The 1,526-nt window shown below is 68.0% G+C and carries 2 protein-coding genes and 1 pseudogene; all 3 read left to right on the forward strand.

Annotation, left to right across the window (positions count from 1 at the left end):
• On the forward strand, positions 1-328 hold a 328-nt coding region (locus tag I71_RS09045), incomplete at its 5' end, for a TOBE domain-containing protein (RefSeq protein WP_148294197.1).
• A gap of 14 nt (positions 329-342) precedes the next feature.
• Complete coding sequence (locus I71_RS09050) at positions 343-1,128, forward strand: L-iditol 2-dehydrogenase (RefSeq protein ID WP_042694059.1); 786 nt, start codon at positions 343-345, stop codon at positions 1,126-1,128.
• Between the two features lie 212 nt (positions 1,129-1,340).
• A pseudogene (locus I71_RS09055) lies at positions 1,341-1,526 on the forward strand (mannitol dehydrogenase family protein); the annotation flags it as partial.

The raw sequence follows: 1,526 nt of genomic DNA on the forward strand, positions 1-1,526 counted from the left end.
CGGCTCCCCCCGCATGAACTTCATCGAGGGCGAGATCGCGCGCGGCGCCGGCGCCGACTGCATCGGCATCCGTCCCGAACACCTGGCGCTGTCGACCGACTCCGGCCTGTGGTCCGGCACCGTCACCGTGTCCGAACATCTGGGATCCGACACCTTCGTCTATGTGCAGGTGGACGGCATCGGCACGATGTTGGCACGGGCCGGCGGCGAGTTCCCGGTGCATCACGGCGACCGCGTCTGGCTGACGCCGCAAACCGAAAAGCTCCACCGCTTCGACGATCAGGGCAATGCCCTGCATTCCGTCGCCGCCGGTGCGAAAGTGGCATGAAAGGGTCCAGTCCGATGACCAGTCCCATGAAGCGTCTCGACGGCAAATCGGCCATCGTCACCGGCGCCGCCCGTGGCATCGGCCGCGCCTTCGCCGCCGCCTATGTCGCGGAGGGCGCCACCGTCGCCATCGCCGACATCAACCTCGCGGCGGCGGAGAAAGCGGCGGCCGAGATCGGCCCCGGCGCCTATGCCGTGGCGCTCGACGTGACCAGCCAGTCCTCCATCGACGCCGCCATTGCGACGGTGGTGGAGCGGGCCGGCGGCATCGACATCCTGATCAACAACGCCGCCCTGTTCGACCTCGCCCCCATCGTCGAGATCTCGCGGGAGAGCTACGACCGCCTGTTCTCGATCAACGTCGCCGGCACGCTGTTCACCCTGCAGGCGGTGGCCAAGCGGATGATCGCACAGGGCCGCGGCGGCAAGATCATCAACATGGCGTCCCAGGCCGGGCGGCGCGGCGAAGCGCTGGTCGGCGTCTATTGCGCCACCAAGGCGGCGGTGATCAGCCTGACCCAGTCGGCCGGCCTTGATCTCATCAAGCACGGCATCAACGTCAACGCCATCGCCCCCGGCGTGGTCGACGGCGAACATTGGGACGGCGTCGACGCCCTGTTCGCCAGGCACGAGGGCCTTCAGCCCGGCGAAAAGAAGCGCATGGTCGGCGAAGCGGTCCCCTTCGGCCGCATGGGCCGTGCCGAGGATCTGACCGGCATGGCGATCTTCCTGGCGAGCCGGGAGGCCGACTACATCGTCGCCCAGACCTACAACGTCGACGGTGGCAACTGGATGAGTTGAGAGAAGACCTCCCTCTCCCGCCCCCGAGTCCCATCTCCTCTGGGAAGCGTCCCCTCTCCCCCCGGGGAGAGGGTTAGGGTGAGGGGGATGCACAGCGAATACTCTCAAGAATCGCGCACTCCACGCCGCCCACCCAATCCAAGCCATGCATCCCCCTCACCCCGACCCTCTCCCCGGGGGGGAGAGGGAGGATCCCCCGCAGGACCCCGACCATGACCATCGCCCTTTCCGCCGCCACCCTTCCAACCATCGCCGCGCGGGCATCGGTGCCGCTCTATGACCGGTCCGCCCTGTCCGCCGGCATCCTGCATTTCGGCGTCGGCAACTTCCACCGCGCCCATCAGGCGGTCTATCTCGACAGCCTGTTCGCCCTGGGCCGCGACCATGACTGGGCGATC

It is taken from the genome of Azospirillum sp. B506 (assembly GCF_000333595.1).
Classification (GTDB): Bacteria; Pseudomonadota; Alphaproteobacteria; order Azospirillales; family Azospirillaceae; genus Azospirillum.